Genomic DNA, 26,522 nt, shown 5'->3' with positions numbered 1-26,522 from the left:
CCTTACAAACAAGGAGATTCCACATCATGGCGAAGATCCTCTGTGTCCTGTACGACGACCCCGCAGCCGGCTACCCGAAGTCGTACGCCCGCGACGACATCCCCGCGATCACCAGCTACCCCGGCGGCCAGACGGCTCCGACTCCGAAGGCAATCGACTTCACGCCGGGCGAACTGCTCGGCAGCGTCTCCGGTGAGCTCGGCCTGCGCACCTTCCTGGAGAGCCAGGGGCACACGCTGGTCGTGACCTCGGACAAGGAAGGCGACGGCTCGGTTCTCGATCGCGAGTTGCCGGACACCGATGTGGTGATCTCGCAACCGTTCTGGCCGGCCTACCTGACCGCCGAGCGGATCGCGAAGGCGCCGAACCTCAAGCTCGCGATCACCGCCGGCATCGGCTCCGACCACGTCGATCTGGATGCGGCCGTGAAGCAAGGCGTGACCGTTGCCGAGGTCACCTTCAGCAACAGCATCAGCGTGGCCGAGCACGTGGTGATGATGATCCTCGGCCTCGTGCGCAACTACATCCCGTCGTACCAGGTGGTCGTCGACGGTGGCTGGAACATCGCGGACTGCGTGCAGCGCTCGTACGACCTCGAGGGCATGCACGTCGGCACGGTCGCAGCCGGACGAATCGGTACGGCGGTGCTGCGGCGACTGGCGCCGTTCGACGTGAACCTGCACTACACCGACCGGCACCGGCTGCCGGAGTCGGTCGAGCGCGAGCTCAATCTGACCTTCCACGCCAGCGCCGCCGACATGGTGCCGCACTGCGACGTGGTCACGATCAACGCGCCGCTGCACCCGGAGACGGAGGGGCTCTTCGGGGAGAAGTTGCTCGCGACAATGAAGCGCGGCACCTACCTGATCAACACCGCGCGGGCGAAGATCGCCGACCGGGACGCGATCGTCAAAGCCCTGGAGAGCGGTCAGCTCGCCGGCTACGCGGGCGACGTCTGGTACCCGCAGCCGGCCCCGGCCGACCACCCGTGGCGGACGATGCCGAACCACGGCATGACCCCGCACATCTCCGGCTCGTCGCTGTCCGCGCAGGCCCGGTACGCCGCGGGCACCCGCGAGATCCTCGAGTCGTGGCTGGCGGGCACGCCGATCCGCGACGAGTACCTGATCGTCGACGGTGGGCGACTGGCCGGTACCGGAGCGCATTCGTATTCGACCCGTATGTAAGGCGGATCACGTGAGACGCGGGCATAACCGGTGAGTACACCTGGTTGAATGTATACAGAAGCCAGAATTCAAAACAGCTCCTCAGAGAGCAGACAGCTCCTCAGGGAGCAGGAAGGGATAGAAATGATCTTCACCCGTAGGTTCGGTGCTCTGGCGGCGCGCCCGCAGTTTCCGGATGCCCCGGAGCTGCAGCACGAGCTCGACAACCCCGTGGACCTGGACACCGAACTCGCCCAGCTGACCGAGCAGGACGAAAAGAAGCGCGCCGAAGAGTCGGCCGCCTGATTCGATCGACCCAAGGCTGCGCAGAATGACTATGTACGGTCATGGCACTTGGTAGACTGTCTACCAAGTGCCATGCTGTTGCCTCAGGCTCAACGGGAGGACCTTCATGACGACGATCAGCGCAGGCCCAGGTGCGGAACCGGCCGGGGTGCGGCATGTGAAGCGGCCGCAGCCGTTGCGGGAGTCGGTCTACGAGGCCCTCACCGAGATGATCATCGACGGCACGCTCGAGCGTGGCCGGCATCTGGTCGAGGTCGAGCTGGCCGGTCTGCTCGGCGTCTCCCGGCAGCCGGTGCGCGAGGCCCTGCAGCGGCTGAACAACGAAGGCTGGGTGGACCTGCGGCCCGGCTTCGGCGCCATGGTGCACGTGCCGGCCGAGGACGAGGTCGACCAGCTCCTGGCTGCCCGCGCAGCGCTGGAGTCCGAGTCCGCCCGCTTGGCCGCTCGGCATGCCACCAAGGAAGACCTGGCCAAGCTCAAAGAGCTCTGCAAGGTCGGTACGGCGTTCCACGAATCCGGTGACACCGACGGCGCCGTCCGCACGAACGGTGAACTGCACGCCTTCATCACCCAGATGTCCGGCAACCGGTTCCTGATCGACTTCGCCGCCCAGGTCGACCGTCGCGTCCGCTGGTACTACACACCCCTCGCCCCCGTCCGCGGCGCCGCGTCCTGGCGGGAGCACAGCCGTCTCGTGAAGGCCATCAGCGACGGCGACGAGGACAAGGCCGCCCAGACGATGCGCGAACACACCGAGCACACCCGCAAGGCCTACCACGACCTCCGCGCCGCCGAAGGTCCCGCCGAGCCCACCCCCGAGCCAGAACCCCGCCGCCGGCGCCGCACGCTCTGACGTACGCCTCGTGCCCCGCCCGCTGCTTCCTTTTGACTAAGTGTACAAACGCGGGCTGGTCTCGCCGGAAGGTTATCCACAGGCCTCGGGGTACGTGACAGCTCGCAGCACCTTGGCGGGAGCTCCGGCCGCGATCGAGTACGGCGGGATGTCGTGGGTGACCACGCTGTTCGCGCCGATCACGGATCTTTCGCCGATGGTCACCCCGCTGGTGACGACGACGTTCGCGCCGAGCCAGACGTTGTCGCCGATCCGCGTCGGTCCTTTGGAGTCGAACCCCTGCCACGGAACCGGCCGATCCGGATCGTCGAAGCGGTGGTTGGAGTCCGTCACGAAACATCCGTTGGCGAGCATGCAGTGCGAACCGATCTCGACCAGCTCCAGCGCAGCGACCATCACCCCGAGATTGAGGAACGTCCCGCCGCCGATCCGTATCCGCGCCTGATCACCAACCGTGATCCACACGTTGGGCTCGAAGAGCGTGTGCTCCCCCACCTCGAGCCGCCCGTCCCGCAGCGCCTCGAGCACGTTCCCCTGCAACGGCCAGCGCGCGAACGCACCGCGGCGCATCAGCTCCCAGTGGATCCGGCCGCGATTCCATGGCAGCGAATTGCGCTCGTACCAACGCCATTTCTGCCCCCACAACCTGAGCTGCCCCGCCAGACCGTCCACGCGCTCACACTAACGACCGCCCGCGGCCCCTGGTGGGAGCTGCGGGCGGTCGGCAGGGGATGCCTCGCTCAGGCGACGCGTTTTGCCGGCCGACGACCGCGGCCGGTGGCGGCCTTGCGGGCCTCCAGGGCAGCGGCCAGGTGGCCGTACTGTTCGACGGTACGGCGGGCGTACCGGTTGTGCTCGAGGATGCGGGGCCACCAGTGCCGGCCCAGCTGCTCGTGCATCCAGAGGAAGCCGATCGCGAATCCCATACTGACCAGGGCTCGGAACGCGAGGAACTTCCAGGGTTCGGGCGGCAGACCGGGCGAGCCGGCCACCACCCATTCGGTGGCGATCGCGTGCACCATCAGCGAGAGCGGGAACGCGATCACCCAGTAGACCGCGGCCGGGGCGAACACCCCGGCCGGGACTTTGCCGAGGGCAACGAGTACGGCGTACCCGGCCCCGAACACCATCAGCGGCAGCCCCAGGCCGATGCCGGTCGCGATGGCACCGCCGAAGGACTGACCGGCGACCGAGCCGAGGATGCCGGCGACCAGCCCGGCCGCGGCACCAACTGTCGCGGCCGGGACCGAGAACTCCGCGAGTTCTTTCAGCGTGGTCATGTCAGCCCACTGCCACGCCGAAGCGGAAGAGGCAGTAGAAGAGCATGCCCAGGTAGAACACCGCGCCGAACCCGATGATCACGTTCCGCACCGGCCCCGGCCGGATCTTCTTCGGCAGCAGCTTGTTGTTCACCAGGAGCAACACGATGCAGTAGGCACCCATCGCGAACGTGGACAGGAACGCGAGGGTGTCCAGGATCCCGGCCGGCCCGTCCGCCGGACCGAACAACAGGATCAGGATGCCGAAGACGATCACGCCCCACAGGAACCCGGCGTACAGGCGGGACATCGAGAACCGCTTGGCGCCCGGTACGAAGTAGTACGTCATGTCCGCCTGGCCGCGGGAGAACGAGTCGAACAGACCCAGGGTCGCGTTCAGCCCGATCAGTGCGATGAAGGCGAAGAACAACGTGCCGAGGATCGGCGAACCGGCCGAGGCGAACGCATCCGACATCGCCCGCAGCGCCGCGTCCCGGTCACCGCCTTCGATCAGTGACTTCACGTCCGGGTTGGTCCGGGCCGCCGACATGGCCAGCACGGTGAACGAGACCGTCACCAGCATCGTGATGCCCCAGAAGAGCAGGATCGCGTCGAAGGTGACCCACTTGCGCCACCCCTTCCACTTCGCCATCTCCGCCGGGTCCTCGGTGTCGAACATGAACCCCCGCGACGGCATCGCCTCGGCCTCGCCGGCCGAGCGCAGCCCGCGCACCTTCGGGATGTGCGCACCCATCCCGGCGCCGCTGTCGCGCAGTTGCAGCGTGTACCACATCTGCTGCATCCCGGACGGTCCGGCGAAGGCGATCGAACCGACCACCACCGGGAACCAGGCCGACGTCATCGCCTCGTGCGGGAAGTACCCGACCGCGAACATCCCGCTCAGGGTCTTGCCGAGGTCCTCCCAGTTACCGACGATCGCCGCGATCACCGACGTACCGACGACCAGGAAGCCGATCAGCAGACCGAGGAGTTTCTCGAGGAAGTTGTAGATCACCGAGAGCATGCTGAACAGGACACCGACGAACACCAGAGCCACGCACGCGGTGACCTGCCAGGGTATGCCGCTCACTTCCTCGAACGCCGCGGCGCCGGCCGACAGGTGACCGGGCCACATGTAGATCAGGATCGCCGCCACGTAGAAGAACCACATCAGCGGTTTGAAGATCCGGGCGGCGCCGAAGAAGATGCTCTCCCCGGTCGCCATCGCGTACCGCGCCATCTCCAGCAGCACGAACGCCTGCAGGGTGACGCCGACCATGAACAGCCACCGGATGTCCGGGCCGAACACCAGGACGAGCCGGGGCCACATGTAGGACTCCCCCATGCCCACTCCCAGCGCGACCAGGAACACGGTCGGGCCGAGGATGTGCATGGACGGTGGTGCGTCCGGAAGTTTCCGGATCGGCATCGGTTCGAGCCGGCCCGCTTTCCAGACCCGCTCGGTGACGGCCGCCGCGGCGGGCTCGTCGGGTACTTCTGAGGTCTTGCTTGTGACGTCCAAGGCGGACTCCTTAGATCGACGCCAGGCCACTGACGCAGTGCGCATTACTTGGGCCCCCGCTGAGCACCCCTCCTTGCTTACGAACCGAGTGGTCCCGCGTTGCGGGCCCAGCGGTACTTGGCGCCGAGCACCTGGACAGGTGTCTCGGTGGTGTACGGATACGCGACCACGCCGTGCTCGAACAGGTACTGGGCGGCTTCCTCGACCTCGACGTCCCCCGACAGGGAGGCGACGACGGGCTTGTCGATGCCCTTGGCCCGGTACTCCTCGACCACCTCGGCGACCAGCTTCGCGAACACCATCGGCGGTGTCACGATCGTGTGCCAGTAACCCAGGATCAGCGCATGGATCCGCTCGTCCTCCAGCCCGAGCGCGACCGTGTTCCGGTACGTCGACGGTGGCTCCCCGCCGGTGATGTCGACCGGGTTGCCGGCCGCCCCGAACGGCGGGATGAACTTCTTGAACGCCGCGTCCAGGTCTTCGGGGATCGTCATCAGCTGCAGCCCGTTGTCGACACAGGCGTCCGAAAGCAGGACACCCGAGCCGCCCGCCCCGGTGATGATGACGACGTTCTCACCCTTCGGAGTCGGCAGCAGCGGGATCCCCCGGGCGTACTGGAGCATCTCGTTCAGCCCCGGGGCCCGGACCACACCGCTCTGCCGCAGGATGTCGTCGTACACCTTGTCGTTGCCCGCCAGCGCTCCGGTGTGCGAGCTGGCCGCCCGCGCGCCCATGGCGGTGCGACCGGCCTTGAGCACCACGACCGGCTTCTTCTTCGACACCCGTGAGGCCGTCTCGGCGAAAGCCCGGCCGTCTTTCAGATCCTCTAGATGCATGGCGATCAGGTTGGTGTTGTCGTCGTTCTCGAAGAACGTCAGGAGGTCATCCTCGTCGATGTCGGCCTTGTTGCCTACCCCAACGATCGCGGAGACGCCCATCCGGCTGGACCGGCTGAAGCCGAGGATCGCCATCCCGATCCCGCCCGACTGCGAGGAGAGCGCGACCGACCCGCGCACGTCGTACGGCGTACAGAACGTCGCGCACAGGCTCTCGGGCAGGTAGTAGTAGCCGTAGATGTTCGGCCCGAGGATCCGCACGTTGTGCTTGCGGGCGATCGCGACGACCTCGTCCTGGAGCTCCTGCTCACCGGTCTCGGCGAAGCCGGACGGGATCAGGATCGCGCCCGCGACCCCCTTCTCGCCGCACTGCTCGAGCGCTCCACCGACGAACTTGGCCGGTACGGCGAACACCGCCACGTCCACGTCGCCGGGGACGTCGAGGATGCTGGGGAAGGCCTTCAGCCCGAGCACCTCCCCGCCCTTGGGGTTGATCGGGTAGATGTCGCCGGCGTACCCGCCGTTGACCAGGTTCTTCATCACCGAGTTGCCGATCTTGCCGTCCTCGTTGGACGCCCCGATCACGGCGACCGCGCGCGGCTTCATGATCCGCGTCATCGCCGTCAGGATCTCCTCCTGGCTGTACCGCTCGACCGGCTTGCCGGCCTCGGCGTCGACGATGATCCGGAAGTCGACCGCGGTGGCGCCGTCCGGCCCGGCGAGCACCGGGTTCAGGTCCACCTCGGCGAACTGCGGGAAGTCGGTGACCAGGTCGGACAGCCGCTGGACCAGCTCGCCCAGCGCGTCCTTGTCCACCGGCTTGGCGCCGCGGACACCTTCGAGCATCTCGCGCGCCTTGATCCCGTCGATCATGGCGCGCGCCTCGTTGCCGGTGAGCGGCGCGAGCCGGAAGGTGACGTCCTTCAGCACCTCGACCAGGACGCCGCCGAGACCGAAGGCGACGATCTTCCCGAACGTCGGGTCGGTGACCGCGCCGACGATGACCTCCTGGATGTCACCGCCGGTGACCAGCATCTTCTGCACCTGCACGCCGCTGATCTGCGCGTCCGCCTTGTAGGCCTTGGCGTTCGCGATGATCTTCTCGTACGCCGCTCTGGCCGCCTCCGGGCTGTCGACCCCGACGACCACGCCACCGGCGTCGGTCTTGTGCAGGATGTCCGGTGAACTGATCTTCAGCACCACCGGGAACCCGATCTCGTCGGCGAGACCGGCGGCGCCCTCGGCAGTCGTGGCCAGCCCCTCACCCGGTGTCGGGATCCCGTACGCGTCCGCGACCAGCTTGGCCTCGGGCGCGCTCAGCGAGGTGCGGCCGTCCGCCAGAGCCTGGTCGAGGATGGTCTGGACTGCTGCCTTGTCATAAGTCATGCGTGAAGCTCCTCTGCTCCGATGCTTGCGTCCGAAGATCTGCTGTACGGCGGTCGCGGGTCGTTCGGCCGAATCAAGACGGCACTGCCTAGACCACGCCGGCGGCTTTCAGCGACTCGAGTTCGGCGGTGTCGATGCCGAGGGAGCCGTAGACGGTGGTGTTGTGCTCACCGAGACCGGGTGAGGTCTCGATCACGACCGGGGAGTCGGACAGCTTGATCGGGCAGCCGACGGTCTTGAAGGTGCCGCGCTGCGGGTGCTCGACCTCGACGACCGCGCCGAGGTCGGCCAGCGTCTCGTCCTCGATCAGTTCGCGGGTGGACATGATCGGCCCGCACGGCACGTTCAGCGCGTTGAGCTTGTCCATCACCTCGAACTTGGTGTGCTGCTCGGTCCACTGCTCGATCAGCGCGAACATCTTGTCCAGCTTGTCGAGGCGGGAGGCGGGCGTCGCCCAGTCCGGGTCCTCGGCCAGCTCGGGCTTGCCGATCAGGTTCGCGATCGGGGCCCAGCCGGGCGGCTGGACGATCACGTAGATGTAGTCGTTCGGCCCACCAGGCGCCGTCCGGACCGCCCAGCCGGGCTGACCGCCGCCGGACGCGTTCCCGGACCGCGGCACCTCGGAGCTGAAGTTGTCGTTCGGGTACTCCTTCAGCGGGCCGTGCGCCAGCCGCTGCTGGTCGCGCAGCTTGACCCGCGTCAGGTTCAGCACCGCTTCCTGCATCGCGACCGAGACCCGCTGGCCCTTGCCGGTGTTCGTGCGCTGGTACAGCGCGGCGAGGATGCCGGCGACCAGGTGGATCCCGGTCCCGGAGTCGCCGATCTGCGCACCGGTCGCGGTCGGCGGACCTTCCTCGAAGCCCGTCGTACTCATCGCACCGCCCATCGCCTGGGCGACCACCTCGTAGGCCTTGAAGTTCTCGTAGCGGCCCGGGCCGAAGCCCTTGATCGACGCGAAGACCAGCTTCGGGTTGATCTCCTGCAGCCGCTCCCAGGTGAAGCCCATCCGGTCGATGGCGCCGGGGGCGAAGTTCTCCACCAGGACGTCGGAGTTCTTCACCAGGTCGATGAAGATCTCCTTGCCACGCTCGGATTTCATGTTCAGCGTGATGCTGCGCTTGTTGCAGTTCAGCATCGTGAAGTAGAGGCTGTCGACGTCCGGTACGTCGCGCAGCTGCTGGCGGGTGATGTCACCGGTCGGCGCTTCGAGCTTGACCACGTCAGCGCCGAGCCAGGCAAGGATCTGGGTGCAGGACGGTCCGGACTGCACGTGTGTCATATCAAGAACGCGAACACCATCGAGGGCCTGAGACATGGCGGGTCCTCCCTACTTGTACATGGTCTGGTTCATGGTTCCGGGGGCGTACGCGTCCGGGTCGACCCAGACGTTGATCAGCGACGGCAGTCCAGACTCGCGTGCCCGCTGCATGGCCGGCCCGATGTCCTTCGGGTCCCGGACCTCCTCGCCGTACCCGCCGAGGTTGCGCGCGAACTCGTCGTACTTGACGTCGCCGAGGGTGTTGCCGACCCGGCCGCGGTCGTGGCCGTACTTGGCCTCCTGGCCGTAGCGGATCTGGTTCATCGACGAGTTGTTGCCGATGACGCCGACGAACGGGAGCTTGAAGCGGACCAGCGTCTCGAAGTCCCAGCCGGTCATCGAGAAGGCGCCGTCACCGAACAGCGCGACGACCTCCTTGTCCGGTCGCGCGTACTTCGCCGCGAGCACGAACGGGACGCCGACGCCGAGGGTGCCGAGCGGGCCCGGGTCCATCCAGTGGCCGGGCGACTTCGGCTGGACGACGCCGCCGGAGAAGGTGACGATGTCGCCGCCGTCGCCGATGTAGATCGAGTCCTCGGTGAGGAACTCGTTGATCTCGTGCGCCAGGCGCAGCGGGTGGATCGGGTTCGCGTCGGACAGCTGGCGGGGCAGGCGCTTCTGGTACGCCGACTCCTCCTCCGCGCGCAGTTCCTTGAACCAGGCGGTGCGATCCGCCTTGCGGACCCGACCGGTCGAGGCCTGGGTGACCGCGGCCAGGATCGCGCCCGGGTCGCCGACCAGACCGAGGTCCACGTCGCGGTTCTTGCCGACGGTCCGGTAGTCCATGTCGATCTGGACCACGGTCGCCGATTTCGGCAGCCGGCGGCCGTAGCCCATCCGGAAGTCGAACGGCGTACCGACGATGATGATCAGGTCGGCGTTGTTGAAGCCGTATCGCCGGGACAGGTGGAAGTGGTGCGGGTCGCCCGGGGCGAGCGTGCCGCGGGCGGCGCCGTTCATGAAGGCCGGTACGTCGAGCGCCCGGACGAAGTCCGTGGCCGCGTCACTGCCGCGCGAGGTCCACACTTGACCACCGAGCAGTACGACGGGCTTCTCCGCGTGGGCGATGAGATCCGCCAGCGCCTCGATGGCGGCCGGGTCGCCGATGCTCTTCGTGGACGCGCGGTACTGCCCAGCTGAAGGAACCGTCGCGGAGTCGACCGGGACCGAGTTGTCCAGGATGTCGCGCGGGATCTCCAGGAACGACGGGCCGAGGGCGCCGTTGTAGCACTCACGGAACGCCATCGAGACCATGTCGGCGGCGCGCGCGGTGTGCGGCACGGTCGCGGCGAACTTGGTGATCGGCGTCATCATGTCGACGTGCGGCAGGTCCTGCAGGGACCCCATCTTGTGCTGGTTCAGCGCGCCCTGGCCGCCGATCAGCAGCATCGGGCTCTCGGCGCGGAACGCGTTCGCGACACCGGTCACGGCGTTCGTCGTACCGGGGCCGGCCGTCACGACCGCACAGCCGGGCTTGCCGGTGATCCGCGCGTAGCCGTCGGCCGCGTGCGCGGCGACCTGCTCGTGCCGGACGTCGACGACCGCGATGCCCTCGTCGACGCAACCGTCGTAGATGTCGATGATGTGGCCGCCGCAGAGGGTGAAGATCACGTCGACCCCCTCGGCCTTCAGGGCCTTGGCGACCAGGTGACCGCCCGAGATCATCTCCGGCTCCTTCACCTGCGCGACGGACTGGGTCTCCGACACTGTCTGCGCCATCTGCAGTCATCTCCTCGGAAAGAGCCGGGATTCGGCTTTTGGGGTTCAATGTAGATTGCATACCGTATGTGGTAGTCGTAGTCTTATCCCACGCCATGGTGGTTGTCCAGAGGTCGAACCCAGGAGGCTGCGATGACGATCCACGAGGAGCTCCAACGGACGCGTACAGCACTGCTGGCGCTGGAGAAATCCCTTATGTCGTTGAGGAATCAGCTCGGCGCGCATATCGACGTACTCCGCCTGCTGGACGACCTCGAGCGCTGCGCGACCGACCTGGGCCGGCTCGAGGACCAGATCCAGGTGCCGGCTCGGCGCGAGCTGATGGTGATCCCCGACGACGACCGCGACCATGGGTTGTGGGGCGCCGGGGATGTCGATCACGAAGGCGTGGGCGCTCCCGGCCGGAGAGCGCCATGAGCCGCTAGGCACTGCTTGAGCAGCTGTCTGAGCTTGAGATCGCGGTCACCGCTCGCATGGCGAGCGGTGACCGCGACTGCTTCCGCCACATGCTCGGTGGCGACGAAGGTCCGATAGAACGGTTCGCTCCAGCCGAACCGGCCGAGGAGCGGCAGCCACCAGCGGGCCGCTCCCTCGGGCTCGGCCCGACCGGTCAACAGGTGCAGTGCCGTCTGATGCGCACCGTGCAGCCGTTCGCCCTCGTCCCTCGTCATGTCACCGCAGGCCAAGGCCGTAGACACACAAAGCGCGACGACCCGGGCCGAGACCTCCAAGCCGGGCCTGGCGGTGTCGAGGAACCTCGGCGCGAGCGGGAGCAGCGCCCGCCGCCCGGCCGAGCTGGAGTGGTCGTGGATGGCCCGGGCCGCCGCGCTCAGGGTCGGATGCACGCAAGTCGGCCGATCCGTCCACGGCTCCCGGGCCAGCCGCGAGACCAGCTCCATCACACACGGCTCAGGTCGCACGGCGCGCCCGTACTCACTCACTCGTTCGACCCGCTAACCGGCGTACCGAGTTGCGGCCGGACCGGTAGGGCGGGTCGCCCGGGTTGCTTGAGCAACCGGACGCTTAGGGCGGCCAGTAGGCCGAGCAGACCGGCGCTCAGGAACAGCGGCCGATAGCCGACGACGGCGATGACCGAAGCGGCCACACCGACACCGATGAGCCCGCCGACGGCCTTCGCGGAGTACAGGATCGCTTGGTTCTGCACGAGGCTGTTCTCGCCGAAGAACTCCAGCACGAGGTTCGCCATGATCGCGTAGAACGCGCCTCCGCCGAGACCGGCGAACATCGCGCAGACGACGAACGCCCAACCCACACCCGCCTCACCGGCGACCACCAGGCCGACATGGGTGAAGCTCTCGACCATCAGTACGGCGGCCAGCACGCGCCGGCGGCCGAATCGATCGGACAAGGTCCCGGCGAGCGAACGGCCAAGACCGTTGACTGCGGCAAGCAATCCGGCCGCGAACCCGGCGACCGCCACGCCTAGTCCGGTGGCGACGGCGAAGCTGACCACGAACGCGATCCCGAACAGGGACAGGGCCGCGCTGATCGCGAGCATCAACCACATCAGCGGCAGTGCACCGGTCCGCATCGCCTCAGCCGGGCGATAATGCCGGACCGCGGGCGCGTTGTGCGGGATGCTGCGGTTGAGCTTGCGGTCGATCGCCCAAGCCTGCGCATCGATCGCCGCCGGCCACCAATGCCGCGGCGGATCCTTCAGCAGCCCACCGCCGACCGCTGTGGCCAGCACTGCGACGATCGCGGTCAGATCGAAGACCAGCCGCCTGTTGCTCGCGCTGTTCGCGAGCGTCAGCAACGCAATACTCGGTACGGCGCCGATCGCGAACCCGCCGGTGACGAATCCGATCGTGGCGGTCCGCCGCTCCGGGAACCATCGCGCCGCGGTGGTGATGCACGCGGCGTACACGATGCCCGCGCCGATTCCGCCGAGCAGGGCGTAGCCGACCACGACGACCAGATAGCTGTCCGCGTGCGCGAGAGTGGCGAGGCCGACCGCGGACAGGACGCCGCCGAGGACCACGAGCTGAGTCGGCGTTGCCCGCCGTACCCGCTGAAGCCAGCCGGCTGGGATCGCGACCAGCGCCTGGCAGGCGACGAAGATCGCCAGCAGCCACAGGGTTTGGACCGCACCCCAGCCGCGGTCCGACTCGAGACCGAGGGCGGCGGTGCCGAACGAGTACTGCAACGGGCTGATGGCGAGCATGCAGGCCCACGCGGCCCACAGCTGCCACCGGCGCGGGTGCCCGGTGAGCTCCTGGGCCTCCTCGCCGACCCGGTACCGCCGGCCGTACACGTCACGCACATCCCGGGCAGTCACGTGATTCATGTCGCCTCCTGACCATGGCTACTGCATACCGTATGAGATCTGTGGTACCTCTCCACGCCGCCGGTTGTCCAGACCTGGCGTGTTGCAGCCACCTCTTGTGACCAGATTGCATACCGCATACAGTCGGCACACGACCGCTCGGATCGGAAGGACTTCCCCGTGGACCTGATGGAGTACCAAGCCAAAGAGCTGTTCGCCCGGCACGGCGTCCCGGTGACGCTCGGCCGCGTGATCGAGGATCCGGCCGATGCCGCCGCAGCCGCCGCGGAGCTCGGCGGGCGCGTGGTGGTGAAGGCCCAGGTGAAGACCGGCGGCCGCGGCAAGGCCGGCGGCGTCAAGCTCGCCGCCTCCCCCGACGAGGCGGTGGCCCGGGCCGGCGAGATCCTCGGCATGGACATCAAGGGCCACACCGTGCACCGGGTGCTGCTCGCGCCCGCCGCCGAGATCGCTGAGGAGTACTACCTCTCGTTCTTGGTCGACCGCGCCAACCGCACGTACCTCTGTATCGCCAGCACCGAAGGCGGTGTCGAGATCGAGCAGGTCGCGCACACCAATCCTGACGCGATCGCGCAGATCTCCATCGATCCGGCGGTCGGCGTCGATGACGCGAAGGCCGCCGAGATCGTGGCCGCGGCCGGATTCCCGGCCGGCGCGGAGGACGTCGTACGGCGACTGTGGGATGTGTTCATCGCCGAGGACGCGACGCTGGTCGAGGTGAATCCGCTGGTGAAGCTGGCCGATGGATCGCTGGAGGCGCTGGACGGGAAGGTCACGCTCGACGACAGTGCGGCGTACCGGCATCCGGATCATGCCGCCTTCGAGGACCGCGCCTCCGCTGATCCGCTCGAGGCGGCGGCGCACGACAAGGGCCTGAACTACGTCAAGCTCGACGGCTCGGTCGGCATCATCGGGAACGGCGCCGGGCTCGTCATGTCGACCCTCGACGTGGTCGCGTACGCGGGATCGCAGTACGGCGTGAAGCCCGCGAACTTCCTGGACATCGGCGGCGGCGCCTCGGCCGAGGTGATGAAGAACGGGCTCGGGATCATCCTGGGCGACCCGCAGGTGCGCAGCGTCTTCGTGAACGTCTTCGGCGGGATCACCGCCTGCGACGCCGTGTCCAACGGAATCGTGCAAGCGCTGGCACTCCTCGGTCCTGCCGCCGACAAGCCGCTGGTCGTCCGGCTGGACGGGAACAACGTGGCCGAGGGCCGCAAGATCCTTGCCCAGGCCAACCATCCGCTGGTGACCGTGGTCGACACGATGGACGGCGCCGCGGCGCGGGCCGCCGAGCTCGCCGCCGCGAACTGACCCGCCTCGAACCGAAGGGACTTATTCTGATGGCGATCTTTCTGACCGAGAAGAGCCGCGTGGTCGTCCAGGGGATGACCGGCGCCGAGGGACAGAAGCACACCAGCCGGATGCTTGCCGCCGGCACCGACATCGTCGGCGGCGTGACACCGGGCAAGGGCGGCCAGTCGGTCGACTTCGCGAAGCGCTCGATCCCGGTCTACGGATCTTGTGCGGACGCGGTCGCGGCAACGGGCGCCGATGTATCGGTGGTGTTCGTGCCGCCGCGGTTCACCAAGGGTGCGGTGTTCGAGGCGGTCGACGCCGGGATTCCGTTGGTGGTGGTGATCACCGAAGGCGTTCCGGTGCACGACACCGCCGCGTTCTTCGCGCACGCCCAGGCCGCCGGGGTCCGCGTGATCGGGCCGAACTGCCCGGGAATCATCAGCCCCGGCCAGGCGAACGCGGGGATCATCCCGGCCGACATCGCCGGGCCCGGGCGGATCGGACTGGTGTCGAAGTCGGGCACGCTGACCTACCAGATGATGTACGAGCTGCGGGACTTCGGCTTCTCGACCGCGATCGGCATCGGCGGTGACCCGATCATCGGGACCACCCACATCGACGCCCTGCAAGCGTTCCAGGACGACCCGGACACCGACGCGATCGTGATGATCGGCGAGATCGGCGGCGACGCGGAGGAGCGGGCGGCGGCGTACATCGCGGCGCACGTCACGAAGCCGGTGGTCGGGTACGTCGCTGGGTTCACCGCGCCCGAGGGTAAGACCATGGGGCACGCGGGCGCGATCGTCTCCGGCTCGTCCGGTACGGCGGCCGCCAAGCAGGAGGCCTTGGAGGCAGCCGGCGTCCGCGTCGGCAAAACCCCCACCGAAACCGCCGAGCTCCTCCGATCCGTGCTGGTCGCGGTATGACCGCCATTGGGTTCATCGGCCTGGGGATCATGGGCTCACACATGGCGGCGAACCTTCTGGCCGCAGGACACGCGGTCACCGGGTACGACGTCGTACCGGCTGCTGTTGATCGGTTGGCTCAGGCCGGTGGGAAGCCGGCGGCCGACATCGCGTCCGCGGTGGCCGGCGCCGAGGTCGTGATCACGATGCTGCCGGATTCGCCGCAGGTGAACGAGGTCGTGCTCGGTCCGGACGGTGTACTGGCCGCAGTCGAGTCCGGCGTCCTGCTCATCGACATGAGCTCGATCGCCCCGGAGACCTCGCGCGCGGTGGCGACCGCCGGCTCCGCGCGCGGCGTACGGGTCCTGGACGCACCGGTCAGCGGTGGCGAGCAAGGCGCGATCAAGGCCTCCCTCTCCATCATGGTCGGCGGTTCACCCGACGACTTCGAGACCGCCCGCCCGATCTTCGAGGCCCTCGGCCGAACCATCGTCCACGTCGGCCCCCACGGCTCGGGTCAAACGGTGAAGGCCGCCAACCAGCTCATGGTCGCCGGCATCATCTCCCTGGTCGCCGAAGCGATCGTCCTGCTCGAAGCCTCCGACGTCGACAGCACCCGCGGCCTGGAAGTCCTGGCCGGCGGCCTGGCCGGCAACCGCATCCTCGACCTCAAAGCCACCACCATGCTGGCCCGCGAGTTCACCCCCGGCTTCCGCATCGACCTGCACCACAAAGACATGGGCATAGCCCTGGCCGCAGCCCGCACCGCCGGCGTAGCCCTCCCCCTCACCGGCCTGGTAGCGCAACTCGTAGCCGCCACCCGAGCCCAAGGCCACGGCTCCCTCGACCACTCGGCCCTCCTAAAAACCATCGAGTCCCTCTCGACCCAGTAACCGAACCTCAGCCGGGAGTCGCCGTACTGGCGCGGACAATCAGCTCCGTTGGTACGGCGATCGGCTGCGGTTCGCCGGCGGCCAGCGTGGTGAGCAGGGACTCGACGGAGTGGCGGCCGAGATCGGCGAACGATTGGTGGACGGTGGTGAGGGGCGGCCAGAAGTGGGCCGACTCTTCCATGTCGTCGAAGCCGACCACGCTCACCTGCGCAGGCACCGAGCGGCCGTGTTCGTGGAGCGCTCGCAGAACACCGAGCGCCATCTGGTCATTCGCAGCGAAGATCGCCGTCACCGATGGGTCCGCCGCCAGCGTGCGGCCGGCCTCGTAGCCCGACTGCGCAGTCCAGTCGCCGAAGAAGACAGGCGGACAGTCGCGGCCGTGGTCGAGCAGGGTCTGTTCCCAGCCGCGACGACGGTGCGCGGCCGGGTACGACGTACTGGGTCCGCCGACGTGATGGACCGTCCGATGACCGAGGTCCAGCAGATGTGTGACGGCCTGGCGCGCGCCGCCGAACTGGTCGCTGTCGACGACTGGGTAGTCGTAGTGAGCACTCGAGTCCACGATCACCACCGGCAGTCCGTGCGGTAGCTGGACGCCGGCCTCGTCGAGCAGGTACGCCTCGATCAGGATGATGACACCGTCGACCGCCTGCACGCTGAGCCGGTTGAAGGCGTCGTTGACCGCGCGCTGGTTGATATCGAGCACCGGCATCAGATTGACCGCGTACCCACGCTCGGTCGCCGCGGCCGCGATCGCGTCCAGGGCCCGCGTCGTACCGAAGGTCGACAGCTCGAAGACGATCACGCCGATGCCCCGGAACTGCCCGCTCCGCAGCGCCCGGGCTGCGCCGTTCGGCCGGTAGCCGAGCTCCCGCATCGCCGCCCGCACCCGAGCACGCGTGGTCGCGTCGACGTTCGTCCGGTTGTTCGCCACCCGGGACACGGTCTGCCCCGAAACCCCGGCCAGCGCGGCCACATCCGCCATCGAAGGCCCGCGCCGCGGTCGTCCCGTCGTACCCAAACTTCACCCCCGTCCGCCGTGTTGACGTGAACACTACGACCGGACAAGGTGCATGAGAAGTAGACGCGGACCGCCACCACTGACTAACTGGGCCGCCCGCCACCCCGGCCCCGCTCAGCCCCACCGCAGAGCGCCCACTTCAGCACGTTAGTCAGTGGTGCAGATCCGCCCCGTGGAAACAGGTGGGTCCGAACTCTATGAAATCGGACCCACCCCACCGCCCCGGTCAGGGGCTGTGGATCGGGCCCACCTGGGCTCAGGACGGTGCGCGGGCCGACGTGGGCGCGTGGGCGAGGGCCGGGCCGGTGCCGATCTTGCTGGAGAGAAGATCAGCCACAGCGTGTACGGCGCGCAGCGTCGGAGCCGGCGTGCCAGTGAGATCGGCCAGTTCGACGACCGCGGCCAGGATGACGTCGAGTTCAAGGGGTTTGTCCTTCTCGAGGTCCTGGAGCATCGACGTCTTGTGCTCGCCGACCCGCTCGGCGCCGTCGATCCGCTTGTCCACCGAGATCTCCGGCCGGCAGCCGACCGCCGCCGCGATCTCCAGCGACTCCTCCATCATCAGCCGGATCATCGCCCGCGTCCCTCGATGGGTGGCGATCTCCACCATGGTCGCCCGGGCCAGCGCGCTGATCGGATTGAACGCCGCGTTGCCGAGCAGCTTGATCCAGATGTCCTTGCGGATGTCGTCCTCGACCGGGCACTTCAACCCGCCGGCGATCATCGCGTCGCTGAACGCCGTACACCGATCGGACACTCCCCCACCGGGCTCACCGATCGAGAACCGCGTGCCCTCCAGATGGCGGACCAGGCCGGGACCCTCCAGCTCGGTCGAGCAGTACACGACGCACCCGACCGCGCGATCCAGATCCAGCACCTGGGTCACCGACCCACCGGGATCCACGGACTCGACCCGACGACCTTCGTACGGTCCCTTCAGACCATGGAAGTACCACCATGGGATCCCGTTCTGCGCCGCCACCACGACGGTGTCGGAGTGCAGCAGCGGTTCGATCAACGGACCGGCCGACGCGTACGAGTTCGCCTTCAGCCCAAGGAAGACATAGTCCACCGGACCGACCTCGGCCGGATCGTCCGTCGCCGGCGTCCGGGCCTCGAAGTCACCCCGCGCACTGAGGACCCGGACGCCGTCCCGCCGGATCGCTTCCAGATGTGCACCACGAGCGATCAGGTGGACCTCGGTCCCACCACGGTGCAACGCAGCACCGACGTACGCACCGATCGCTCCGGCGCCGAGCACCGCAACCTTCATCCTGCTCACTCCCTCGGCCCGGAGGCGGTCGGCACCGGGTGGCGCACGTCGGCCAGTTCCTCGAACTCGACCACGTTGTCTATCTCGGTGCCCATGGCAACGTTCGTGATCCGTTCCAGGATCACCTCGACGATCACCGGCACCCGGTACTCGGCCAGCAGCTTCTTCGCCTCGTCGAGCGCGGGCTGGATGCCGTCGGGTTCGACCACCCGCAACGCCTTGCAGCCAAGCCCCTCGGCCACCTTCACGTGGTCGACGCCGTACCCGGCGAGCTCCGGCGTGTTGATGTTGTCGAAGGCAAGCTGCACGCAGAAGTCCATGTCGAAGTTCCGTTGCGCCTGCCGGATCAGTCCGAGGTAGGCGTTGTTCACCACCACGTGGATGTACGGAATGTTGAACTGGGCGCCGACCGCGAGCTCCTCGATCAGGAACTGGAAGTCGTAGTCGCCCGACAGCGCGACCACCGGCGTCTCCGGATCCGCGACCGCGACCCCGAGCGCGGCCGGGCCGGTCCACCCGAGCGGTCCGGCCTGGCCGGCGTTGATCCAGTGCCGCGGCCGGTAGACGTGCAGCATCTGCGCGGCCTGGATCTGCGACAACCCGATCGTCGACACATAACGAGTCTCCGGCCCGAAGGCGTTGTTCATCTCCTGGTACACACGCTGCGGCTTGATCGGCACATTCGCGAAGTCGGTACGGCGTCCCATCCGCGCCTTGCGATCCCGGCAGGCGGCCGCCCACTCGGAGCGATCGTCCAGCGGCGCCTGTTGCCGCCCGACATGCAGCAGCACCTCCAGCGCGGCCCTGGCATCGGACACGATCCCCAGGTCCGGCGCGAACACCCGCCCGATCTGCGTCGGCTCGATGTCGATGTGCACGAACTTCCGCCCGGCCCGATAGACCTCGAGCCCGCCGGTATGCCGATTCGCCCAGCGATTGCCGATCCCGATCACCAGGTCGGCCTCGAGCATCGTCTGGTTCCCGTACCGATGGGACGTCTGCAACCCGACCATCCCGGCCATCAGCCGGTGGTCGTCGGGGATCGTCCCCCAGCCCATCAAGGTCGGTACGACGGGCACGTTCGTGAGCTCGGCGAATTCGACCAGCAGGTCGGCCGCGTCCGCGTTGACGATTCCGCCGCCGGCCACGATCAACGGCCGCTCGGCCTGCGCCAGCAACTGCAGAACGGCCTTCGCCTGCGCGACCGAGGCCCGCGGAGTTGCCACCGGCAACGGTGTGTACAGCTCCGGGTCGAAGTCGATCTCGGCCAGCTGGACGTCCAGCGGCAGGTCGATCAGCACCGGCCCGGGGCGGCCGGACCGCATCAGCTGGAACGCCTTCTGGAACGTGCCCGGCACCTGCGCCGGCTCCATCACGGTGACGGCCCACTTGGTCACGGTCGCGGCGATGGACGCGATGTCGACGGCCTGGAAGTCCTCCTTGTGCAGCTTCGCCACCGGCGCCTGCCCGGTGATGCAGAGGATCGGGATCGAATCGGCGCTCGCGGAGTACAGGCCGGTGATCATGTCGGTTCCGGCCGGCCCCGACGTACCGACGCAGACGCCGATATTGCCGGCCCGCGTCCGGGTGTAGCCCTCGGCCATGTGCGAGGCGCCCTCGACGTGCCGGGCGAGGACGTGCCGCAGTTCGCCCTGGGCGCGGACGGCGGAGTAGAAGGGGTTGATGGCCGCTCCGGGCAGGCCGAACAGGTGGGTGATGCCTTCGCGGCGGAGGATCTCCACGGCAGCGCGGGCAGCGGTCATTCGGGGCATACCAGCTCCAATCAGGCGGAAGACTCACCGCCGGCGGGACAGGTTGTGGATCAGCGGATCCAGTCGAAGCTCTCGGCAGAACTGCCGGACGGCTTGTACTCCAGTCCGATCCAGCCCGCATAGCCCGCGGTGGCGAGCTCGGCGAGGTACTGGTCGACCGGGATCTTCCCGGTGCCGGGTTCGTTCCGGCCGGGTGCGTCGGCGAGCTGGACATGCGCGATGCGGTCCGCGTACGTCGAGATCGCCGTACTCACGTCGTCCCCGTTGACGGTCAGGTGGTAGAGGTCGGCGAGCAGACCGATCGCGGTGACCCCGGACTCCCGCCGTACCCGGTCGACGACCGCGACGGCGTCGGCCGCGGTCAGCAACGGGTAGCGGTCGGCGCCACTGACCGGCTCGACCAGTACGACGCCGCCGAAATCGCCGGCCGCGGTTGCGGCCAGTGCCAGGTTCTCGGCCGCGAGCTCGTCCTGGGCCTGCGGGCTGAATCCCTCGACCCGGTTGCCGTAGAGCGCGTTGAACGCCCGGCAACCGAGCCGCTCGCCGATACCGAGGGTGACCGGGATGTTGTCCCGGAACTCCAGCGCCCGCTGCGGCCAGGAGACCAGACCGCGGTCGCCGCCGGGCATGTCCCCGGCCGCGAAGTTCAGCCCGGTGAGCTGGACACCGGCCTCCGTGATCGCCCGCTCGAACGCGTCGACCTCGGCGTCGCCGGGCAGGTGGGTGTCGAACGGCCACCAGAACTCGACCGCCCCGAAACCGGCCGCTCTGGCCGCCGCCGGACGCTCGAGCAGGGGTAGCTCGGTGAACAGGATCGAGCAGTTGACGGCGAACCGGGCAGAGTTCATCGATCCCACCTTCCCGCATGGCTTTGTATACCGGATACAGTAGGCCGTGCCGCGAGTGCGGTCAAGATCACACCGGACAGGCCGAGTTCATCCACAGTTCCCGGTTCTGGCGGCCACTCTGTGCTACTGTCGTCATCGGTTGCAGTTCTTGCAGTTCCTCGATCGTTCATTGACGCCCGCGGATTTGTGATCCGCTCGGGCGTTTTTTCATATCGGCCGGGTTTACCGCAACCACCTCATTAATTTCTTTAGAAAGCGGTACATCATGGCCAGCGGTACAGTGAAGTGGTTCAACGGCGAAAAGGGCTTCGGCTTCATCTCCCCGGACGGCGGCGGCGCGGACGTGTTCGTGCACTACTCGGCGATCGCGACCGACGGCTTCCGTAGCCTCGACGAGAACCAGAAGGTCGAGTTCGACCTGACCCAGGGCCAGAAGGGCCCGCAGGCGGAGAACGTTCGCCCGGTCTGAATGACTTAGGAAGGGCCCGGTTGCTTCGGCAACCGGGCCTTTTTCTTATCTCCAGAGGTGTTCGCCGTCAGCCAGCTCGTCGGTGCGGCTGAGCCCGACGGCGGTTGCGACCGCGGCGGAGGCCAGGTGGTCCGGATGGATGTGGGCGATGAGCCGCAGGTCCTGGGCCCTCAGCCACTCGGCCAGCCCTAGAGACGCCTCCTTGGCGTAGCCGTGGCCCTGCCAGGCCGTGCCGACCACCCAGGCGATCTCCGCCGTACCGGCCGTCACAGTGCTCTGCACGAAGCCGATGAGCTCGTCACCCGCCTGGATCACCCAGTTGAGCCAGTACTCGTCCGGTCTGCCCGGTCCGGCGATCTGACGCTCGTACCGGGCCCGGAGCGCGTCCACGGTCGGCGGCTCACCACCGGTGAACGCATAGAGAGCCGGATCGGACAGTACGCCGGCCATCTCCTCGGCGTACTGGGGTGCCAGCGGGAGCAGGGTCAGGCGAGCGGTGCTGAAGGCGGTAGCGATCACGTGGTCACGGTAGCGCCGGGCGGCTCGACAGCTCCCTCCACAGCCGAATCACCCGGCGCCACCACCCGCATACGGGCGTTGATGTGCAGGTCGAACTGGGGCTTGCGATGGTCGCCGGCCTGGTACGGCGCGACCCGCTCCTCGTAGTGCAGTGAGGAGTCGGCGGCGGATCCGAGCAGCTCGCCTGTTTCCACGGTCTCCCCCTGGTTGACCGTCGGTCCGGACAGCCGCCGGTAGAGGTGCCAGATCGCGTTCGACTCGACCACGACCTGGTCACCGTCCACATGAACCACCACACCGGCCAAAGTCGCCCGGACCGTTCCTCCGGGCTCGGTGCGGTAGTCACGACCCGAATGAACCGCGGCGTCGAACTCGCGGACCACCACTGGTTTGTGCACCGGCGCTGCCATGAGCAGATCGTGCACGCGGATCTTCAGCCAGCCTTAAATTCGCGCGGGCACCGCAGGGTAGGGAGCGGGCTCGACCTCCAGCTCACCCATCCGCTGCACGTAGGTGCGGTAGGCCCGGCGCGCCTCACCGTGCGCACCGCTCGCCTGGAACGCCGAGACCAGGCCCAGGTGGGCGCGCTCGTCGTACTGGTCGCGCTGGAGGATCCGGAGCAGGTATCCGGCCGTCGCATCCGGGTCACGGCGTCCCCGCTCGGCCAGAACCCGTGCCACCCGGACGTAGAGCGCCCGGGCCTCCTCCCGCATGCCTGCGGCCCAGTCGGCGTACACGTCCTCTTCAAGGAAGTCACCGCTGTACGACGCCTCGGCCGTGCGCAGGAGCCGCAGATCGCTGGTGTTGAGCCCCTCCCGGGCACCATGCAGGAAAAGCTCCACGTCGACGGCCGTCTGATCGCCGTCCAGCCAGATGGTCGCCCGGTCGGCGCCGATGAAGCGGTCCGGCGGGTACTTCTTCTCTGGGTCGAGCACCGCCCGCACCGTCGACAGGGCCACCGACAGTCGCGGAGAGGCGACGGTCTCGTCCTGGTCCGGCCAGAGCAGGTCCAGCAACTGCACCCGCGCGACCGGTCGGCAGCGGCGGGCCACCAGGATCTTCAGCAGGTCCCGTGCCTTCTTGGACGGCCACTCCCCCAGCTGGACCGCCTTGCCTCCACGCAGCACCCGGAAGCCGCCAAGGCACTCCACCTTCACGGCAGCCGGGCCGGTCTGGTCACTCGTGGCCAGTGCGGCGGCCGCATAGCGGGTTGCACCGGCGGCCAGGAAGCGCTGGTGGGCCCGCATCGCGAGCTCCCGGCCTTCTGTGCCGCTGGTCCGCTTGGCGAGCATCAGCTCGGCCCGGGCCTCACCCAGCTGGTCACCCAGCTCATTGCGGATGTTCAGCACCTCGTGGAGGACCGATCCGCCACCAGCTTCGGCGTACAGCTCCAGAGCGTCAGCCAGACCAGCACGGTCGCGTCGCTTGCGACAGAGCGCTGCGGCTTGCTCCGCACTGGCCGCAGCCTCCGCGTTGTTGCCCGCATGCAGGGTGACCCAGCCCAGGGCGACCAGAGCCCCGGAGAGACCCAAGACCGGGCCATAGGCAACGGCCTGCCGAGCAACCTCGGCCAGCTCAGCTGCGCGCTGCGGCTCCTCCACCGCCAGCACTCTGGCCAGTCCCGCGAGTGAGGGAACCAAGGCCTGTACGTCCTTGGTCTCCTCGCCGATCGCGATGGCCTCTTCGAAACAAGCCCTGGCCATCGCCCGGTCGCCACGCTGCCGGTAGACCTCGCCGAGGACCGAGAGCGGCTGGGCGACCCGCTTGGACTCCAGCTTCTGCAGCAGGGCGCGGGACGCCTCCAGCTCGCTGATCGCTTCGTCCAGCCGGCCGAGCCGGAGCAGCGCCTCACCGCGGTTGTTCAGCGCCAGCGCGCGGAAGACCGCGAAGCCTGCCCGGTCCGCGAGCTCCAACGCGCTCTCGAGCTCTGCCAGCCCGAGATCGTAAGCACCTTCGGCGATGTGGTGCGACGACTGGTTCACCCGGATCCGGATGGACTGCAGCAGGTCGCCGGCGCGTTCGGCGTACTCCAGCGCTCGCACATAGTGCGTGGAGTTGGCGATCGGGTCGCTGTCGACCGCGGCCATCATTGCGAGCACGGTGTGCGCAATCGCGAGCGCTCCGTTGTCCCCGATCTCTTTAGCAGTCGCGTATGCCGCTGTGACGAGCTCCCGGCACTCCTCGAACTCACCACGTAGCCAGTGCGCGCCCGCACACCACGCCTGCAGCAATGCCTCGTCGGCCGGGTGCTCTCCATCGATCCGACCACGCTGGTACGTCGCGATCGCCACATCGGTCTGACCGCGCAGGTGATGGATGAGGCCGAGCCGCCACGCGATCGCTACTGGAATCTCACCAGCTGGCTCGATGATGCGATCGAAACACTCGACCGCACCCTGCCAGTCCCCGAGCACTTGCCGGGCTTCGCCTTCGAGCTGGTCCATGACCGGGTCACGCAGCTCCGACGGCAGTGCGGAGACAGCAGCGACAACTACCTCGGCGAGACCACCACTGACCATCGCATGACCGGTGTCGGTGAGCATCCGGGCCACTCTGGCCGGGTCGACGGACTGGTAGCAGGCGAGCGCGTCACGGGACTCGCCCACCGACTCGAACCACTTACCTGCTTGCAGAGTCAGCTCGGCAAGCTCCGGTTCGTCGACGACCAGTCGGTCGTTGGCGAAGTTCTTGACTAGTGGATTGAGCTCGTAGCCATCCGCCTCACCCGCCGAGACCAACAGCCCCCTGGTCCGCAGCTGGTGCAGGGTGTCCGGGTTGTCGGTCAGCCCGATCGCCTGGCAGAGCTCGGATCCGAACCGCGGAAGGACAGCCACGCTCGCGACCAAACGCCGTACCGATGGGGGCTCCGCAGCGAAGACCTCCTCAGCCAGGTAGTCATACAGCGGACCGTCCGAACGCAGCGCTCGCCTGAGCCGACTGGGCCGGTCAGCAGCCGGTGCGGTCCGCAGCGCCTCGACAGCAAGCCGCACGGCGGCAGGCCAGCCCTGCACCGCCGACTGCAACGACTCCGCGAGCTCCTCGGTGCCCGCACCAAGCACCTTCTCCAGTACGGCGAGGGTCTCGGGGACTGTGAACGCGAGCGCGGTCGCGTCGATCTCCAGCACCTGGCCACGTCCGCGGAGACGGTCGATTCCGAACGGCATCGACGTACGCGACGCAACCACCAGGTGGACATTCGCCGGGGCAATCCGGACCAGACCCTCGATCAGCCTGGTCGCCGGTGCATCCGGGCCCAGCTCGTGCAGATCGTCGAGCACCAGGACCAGGTCCTCGTCGAGGTTCTTGTCGAGGGCCTCCGCCAGCAGAGCGGCGTACGCGAGTGCTCTGGTCTCCTGCTCGGCGTCCGCATCCGGTCCGCGCGGACTCTGCAGCTCGGCCGGGATCGAAGCGAGTGCAGGGACCTGACTGCGCAGTGCAGCCACCAGGCCGGCCACCATGCTGGCCAGCGACGCGTCCTCGGCCCGCACGGTGTGCCAGGCGCAGGTGCGGTCGGCGGCCCAAGTGGAAAGCAGGGTCGACTTGCCGAAGCCGGCATCAGCCACGACCGTCAGCAGCCGGCGCTGCACGCCTTCGTCCAGCAATGCGGTCAGCCGCGGGCGTCCCACCGTCCCCGCTCCGGGTTCCATCAGCCCGCCACCCCCTCCCCAGGGTCCCCGAACAGGACAGCACCAGCAGTAGCCGCCGCGCAACCGAGTTGGCACGGATCCGGTGCGTGAATAGTGGCGGATTGTGGCCGGACCAGCAACTGAACGTATAAATCTTGATCAGACAGCGAGCGCCACCCGGCCAGCCGGTCGCGGCACTGTCCACGGACCGCCGTAAGGTGGGTGCCCATGAACGACCGGCTGGTGTGGATCGACTGCGAGATGACTGGCCTCGACCTGGCGGCGGACGCCACGATCGAGGTCGCGGTGCTCGTCACCGACTACGAACTGAACGTGCTCGGTGACGGAATCGACCTGGTGATCAAGCCACCGGCCGCCGCCCTCGAGCAGATGGGCGACTTCGTCCGCAACATGCACACCGAGTCCGGACTGCTCGCGGAGCTCGACGAAGGCATCGAGCTGGCCGACGCCGAGCAGCAGGTCCTCGACTTCATCTCCGGCTACGTCAAAGAACCCCGCAAGGCAGCGCTGGCCGGCAACTCCGTCGGCACCGACCGCACCTTCCTGGTCCGCGACATGCCGCGCGTCGAAGCCCACCTGCACTACCGCAACGTCGACGTCAGCTCCATCAAAGAGCTCGTCCGCCGGTGGTATCCGCGCGTCTACTACGCCACCCCCGCCAAGACCGGCAACCACCGCGCACTGGCCGACATCCGCGAAAGCATCTCCGAACTGCGCTACTACCGGCAGACCGTTTTCGTGTCCCAGCCAGGCCCCGACTCGGACACCGCCCGCGCCGCGGCAACCGCTGTCAGCACCCCCACGACAGGCGCCTGAACCCCCGATTTTTAGTAACCGGGCATCATCGCTATGATTGCCCAGCCGTCGCAGTAAGACGGTCATGGTGGGTGTAGCTCAGCTGGTAGAGCACCTGGTTGTGGTCCAGGTGGTCGCGGGTTCAAGTCCCGTCACTCACCCTCAGGCGAAGGCGACCTATGTCCGCGGAAAGCGCGGACGGGTCGCCTTCGGCATTTTGTGCGCCTGCGCTTCGCTTGGCGCGGGCGGGGGCTTCGCCACCCGCACCCCCTGGCGCCTTCGCTTCGCTCGGCTTCTTGTGGCTGGGGTGGGCTTTACAGTTCCCGGATTCGGCTGGGGCGCGCTTTACAGTTCCCGGATTCGGCTGGGGCGCGCTTGCTCGGCTCCTTGTGGCTGGGGCGCGCTTTTACG

The 26,522-nt window shown here is 68.0% G+C and carries 24 protein-coding genes and 1 tRNA gene; 10 read left to right on the top strand and 15 right to left on the bottom strand.

Features of this window, described 5'->3' with window-relative positions; genetic code table 11:
- The first annotated feature begins 26 nt into the window (after positions 1-26).
- The 3 genes from OG474_RS29760 to OG474_RS29750 all read left to right on the top strand — a co-directional run bounded on the left by OG474_RS29760 (position 27) and on the right by OG474_RS29750 (position 2,325).
- Positions 27-1,187 (top strand): NAD-dependent formate dehydrogenase, encoded by a 1,161-nt coding sequence (locus OG474_RS29760; RefSeq protein WP_405056904.1) that lies wholly within the window; start codon positions 27-29, stop codon positions 1,185-1,187.
- Between the two features lie 123 nt (positions 1,188-1,310).
- Positions 1,311-1,472: a hypothetical protein gene (locus OG474_RS29755; protein WP_405056903.1), complete on the top strand. Its 162-nt coding sequence runs from the start codon at positions 1,311-1,313 to the stop codon at positions 1,470-1,472.
- A 106-nt stretch (positions 1,473-1,578) separates the two neighbouring features.
- On the top strand, positions 1,579-2,325 hold the full coding sequence (locus OG474_RS29750) for a GntR family transcriptional regulator (RefSeq protein ID WP_405056902.1): 747 nt from the start codon (positions 1,579-1,581) through the stop codon (positions 2,323-2,325).
- A gap of 72 nt (positions 2,326-2,397) precedes the next feature.
- Here the strand turns inward: OG474_RS29750 and OG474_RS29745 are convergent, their stop codons facing one another.
- The 6 genes from OG474_RS29745 to OG474_RS29720 all read right to left on the bottom strand — a co-directional run bounded on the left by OG474_RS29745 (position 2,398) and on the right by OG474_RS29720 (position 10,365).
- The gene (locus OG474_RS29745; RefSeq protein WP_405056901.1) at positions 2,398-2,997 is read right to left on the bottom strand and encodes an acyltransferase; all 600 of its coding nucleotides are present in this window, start codon (positions 2,995-2,997) and stop codon (positions 2,398-2,400) included.
- Between the two features lie 68 nt (positions 2,998-3,065).
- Positions 3,066-3,605, bottom strand: coding sequence for a hypothetical protein (locus OG474_RS29740; RefSeq protein ID WP_405056900.1), 540 nt, complete (start codon positions 3,603-3,605; stop codon positions 3,066-3,068).
- Between the two features lies 1 nt (position 3,606).
- The gene (locus tag OG474_RS29735; RefSeq protein ID WP_405056899.1) at positions 3,607-5,106 is read right to left on the bottom strand and encodes an Nramp family divalent metal transporter; all 1,500 of its coding nucleotides are present in this window, start codon (positions 5,104-5,106) and stop codon (positions 3,607-3,609) included.
- A gap of 77 nt (positions 5,107-5,183) precedes the next feature.
- Positions 5,184-7,328 (bottom strand): acetate--CoA ligase family protein, encoded by a 2,145-nt coding sequence (locus tag OG474_RS29730; RefSeq protein ID WP_405056898.1) that lies wholly within the window; start codon positions 7,326-7,328, stop codon positions 5,184-5,186.
- An 88-nt stretch (positions 7,329-7,416) separates the two neighbouring features.
- Positions 7,417-8,643 (bottom strand): formyl-CoA transferase, encoded by a 1,227-nt coding sequence (gene frc / locus OG474_RS29725; RefSeq protein ID WP_405056897.1) that lies wholly within the window; start codon positions 8,641-8,643, stop codon positions 7,417-7,419.
- A gap of 12 nt (positions 8,644-8,655) precedes the next feature.
- Positions 8,656-10,365 (bottom strand): thiamine pyrophosphate-binding protein, encoded by a 1,710-nt coding sequence (locus tag OG474_RS29720; RefSeq protein WP_405056896.1) that lies wholly within the window; start codon positions 10,363-10,365, stop codon positions 8,656-8,658.
- A 132-nt stretch (positions 10,366-10,497) separates the two neighbouring features.
- On the opposite strand from OG474_RS29720, the gene OG474_RS29715 reads away from it, so the two are divergent.
- Entirely contained in the window at positions 10,498-10,782 is a 285-nt protein-coding gene (locus OG474_RS29715) for a hypothetical protein (RefSeq protein ID WP_405056895.1), read from the top strand.
- On the opposite strand, the gene OG474_RS29710 is transcribed toward OG474_RS29715, so the two are convergent.
- Positions 10,743-11,306, bottom strand: coding sequence for a hypothetical protein (locus tag OG474_RS29710; RefSeq protein ID WP_405056894.1), 564 nt, complete (start codon positions 11,304-11,306; stop codon positions 10,743-10,745). The genes OG474_RS29715 and OG474_RS29710 overlap by 40 nt on opposite strands.
- On the bottom strand, positions 11,303-12,673 hold the full coding sequence (locus OG474_RS29705) for an OFA family MFS transporter (RefSeq protein WP_405056893.1): 1,371 nt from the start codon (positions 12,671-12,673) through the stop codon (positions 11,303-11,305). Before OG474_RS29705 ends, OG474_RS29710 begins: the two co-directional genes overlap by 4 nt.
- 159 nt (positions 12,674-12,832) lie before the next feature.
- Between OG474_RS29705 and sucC the strand changes: the two genes are divergently transcribed.
- The 3 genes from sucC to OG474_RS29690 are packed head-to-tail and all read left to right on the top strand — an operon-like array spanning position 12,833 to position 15,767.
- Positions 12,833-13,984, top strand: a complete 1,152-nt coding sequence (gene sucC / locus OG474_RS29700; protein ID WP_405056892.1) for an ADP-forming succinate--CoA ligase subunit beta — start codon at positions 12,833-12,835, stop codon at positions 13,982-13,984.
- A gap of 29 nt (positions 13,985-14,013) precedes the next feature.
- Positions 14,014-14,895: a succinate--CoA ligase subunit alpha gene (gene sucD / locus OG474_RS29695; protein ID WP_405056891.1), complete on the top strand. Its 882-nt coding sequence runs from the start codon at positions 14,014-14,016 to the stop codon at positions 14,893-14,895.
- Complete coding sequence (locus tag OG474_RS29690) at positions 14,892-15,767, top strand: 2-hydroxy-3-oxopropionate reductase (RefSeq protein WP_405056890.1); 876 nt, start codon at positions 14,892-14,894, stop codon at positions 15,765-15,767. The genes sucD and OG474_RS29690 overlap by 4 nt, the downstream gene beginning before the upstream one ends.
- Before the next feature lie 7 nt (positions 15,768-15,774).
- Here OG474_RS29690 and OG474_RS29685 read toward each other — a convergent pair whose 3' ends face one another.
- The 4 genes from OG474_RS29685 to OG474_RS29670 form a co-directional block, all read right to left on the bottom strand.
- A complete protein-coding gene (locus OG474_RS29685) occupies positions 15,775-16,752 on the bottom strand; it encodes a LacI family DNA-binding transcriptional regulator (protein WP_405056889.1) in 978 nt (325 codons plus the stop codon).
- A gap of 292 nt (positions 16,753-17,044) precedes the next feature.
- Entirely contained in the window at positions 17,045-18,061 is a 1,017-nt protein-coding gene (locus OG474_RS29680) for a 2-dehydropantoate 2-reductase (RefSeq protein ID WP_405056888.1), read from the bottom strand.
- 5 nt (positions 18,062-18,066) lie between these two features.
- Positions 18,067-19,833, bottom strand: coding sequence for a glyoxylate carboligase (gcl, locus tag OG474_RS29675; RefSeq protein WP_405056887.1), 1,767 nt, complete (start codon positions 19,831-19,833; stop codon positions 18,067-18,069).
- 50 nt (positions 19,834-19,883) lie between these two features.
- Complete coding sequence (locus OG474_RS29670; RefSeq protein WP_405056886.1) at positions 19,884-20,681, bottom strand: hydroxypyruvate isomerase family protein; 798 nt, start codon at positions 20,679-20,681, stop codon at positions 19,884-19,886.
- Between the two features lie 265 nt (positions 20,682-20,946).
- Here OG474_RS29670 and OG474_RS29665 point away from each other — a divergent pair, with 265 nt between their 5' ends.
- Positions 20,947-21,150 carry a cold-shock protein gene (locus tag OG474_RS29665; RefSeq protein WP_132164162.1) on the top strand — a complete coding sequence of 68 codons (204 nt, stop codon included), beginning with the start codon at positions 20,947-20,949 and terminating at the stop codon, positions 21,148-21,150.
- A gap of 45 nt (positions 21,151-21,195) precedes the next feature.
- Here the strand turns inward: OG474_RS29665 and OG474_RS29660 are convergent, their stop codons facing one another.
- The 3 genes from OG474_RS29660 to OG474_RS29650 are packed head-to-tail and all read right to left on the bottom strand — an operon-like array spanning position 21,196 to position 25,316.
- On the bottom strand, positions 21,196-21,669 hold the full coding sequence (locus OG474_RS29660; protein WP_405056885.1) for a GNAT family N-acetyltransferase: 474 nt from the start codon (positions 21,667-21,669) through the stop codon (positions 21,196-21,198).
- Positions 21,666-22,079: a peptidoglycan DD-metalloendopeptidase family protein gene (locus OG474_RS29655; protein ID WP_405056884.1), complete on the bottom strand. Its 414-nt coding sequence runs from the start codon at positions 22,077-22,079 to the stop codon at positions 21,666-21,668. The genes OG474_RS29660 and OG474_RS29655 overlap by 4 nt, the downstream gene beginning before the upstream one ends.
- A 33-nt stretch (positions 22,080-22,112) precedes the next feature.
- Complete coding sequence (locus OG474_RS29650; RefSeq protein ID WP_405056883.1) at positions 22,113-25,316, bottom strand: tetratricopeptide repeat protein; 3,204 nt, start codon at positions 25,314-25,316, stop codon at positions 22,113-22,115.
- A gap of 207 nt (positions 25,317-25,523) precedes the next feature.
- On the opposite strand from OG474_RS29650, the gene orn reads away from it, so the two are divergent.
- Both orn and OG474_RS29640 read left to right on the top strand, forming a co-directional pair.
- On the top strand, positions 25,524-26,132 hold the full coding sequence (gene orn / locus OG474_RS29645; RefSeq protein WP_405056882.1) for an oligoribonuclease: 609 nt from the start codon (positions 25,524-25,526) through the stop codon (positions 26,130-26,132).
- A gap of 67 nt (positions 26,133-26,199) precedes the next feature.
- Positions 26,200-26,272 (top strand) — tRNA-His (locus tag OG474_RS29640).
- The last annotated feature ends 250 nt before the right edge of the window (positions 26,273-26,522 follow it).

This window comes from Kribbella sp. NBC_01505, assembly GCF_045040285.1.
GTDB lineage: Bacteria > Actinomycetota > Actinomycetes > Propionibacteriales > Kribbellaceae > Kribbella.
The sequence above is the reverse complement of the archived record's forward strand: the minus strand, read 5'-3'. Positions and strand labels throughout refer to the sequence as shown.